This window comes from Candidatus Clostridium stratigraminis (genome assembly GCF_045310675.1).
In the GTDB taxonomy this organism is placed as follows: Bacteria; Bacillota; Clostridia; order Clostridiales; family Clostridiaceae; genus Clostridium_AT; species Clostridium_AT stratigraminis.
In genome coordinates this window covers 1-513 of sequence record NZ_JBJHZZ010000048.1, presented here as the reverse complement: position 1 = coordinate 513, position 513 = coordinate 1, and the positions used below count along the sequence as shown (strand labels likewise).

At 31.4% G+C, this 513-nt stretch carries 1 protein-coding gene; it reads left to right on the top strand.

Going from position 1 to position 513, the window contains the following annotated elements:
• Positions 1–235: 235 nt before the first annotated feature.
• The coding region (locus tag ACJDUG_RS17790) for an ATP-binding cassette domain-containing protein (RefSeq protein ID WP_406771207.1) at positions 236–513 on the top strand (278 nt) is incomplete at its 3' end.

Sequence of the window (513 nt, the reverse complement as noted above, 5' to 3'; positions counted from 1 at the left end):
GAACAATTGTAGTTCCAGCAAAGAAAGGTGAAGCTGCTAATTTCACAGCTCCATCAATCCAATAATATAATTTAATTGTTTGGATTAAAGCTAGATGTAATTATTACATCTAGCTTTTTGAAACAGTGCAAGGAAAAACTAAATTTGGGAAAATATTTATTATTTAAATTTTATATAATATTTGCTATAATAAATGCAGTTTAAGTTGATTAAATACAGGAGGTGGGAATTACAGATGGAAAAAGTGATAGAAATGAAGGGTATCACTAAGATATTTCCAGGTACTATTGCAAACGAAGATGTGGATTTTGAACTATTAGAAGGAGAAACTCATGTACTTCTTGGTGAAAATGGAGCTGGAAAAACCACTTTGATGAATGTACTTTATGGACTTTATCAACCGGAAAAAGGCGAAATATATGTAAGGGGAAACCTTGTTAAGATGTCTGACCCAAATGAAGCCATAAAACTAGGAATTGGTATGGTTCATCAGCATTTTATGTTAGTTCAAAA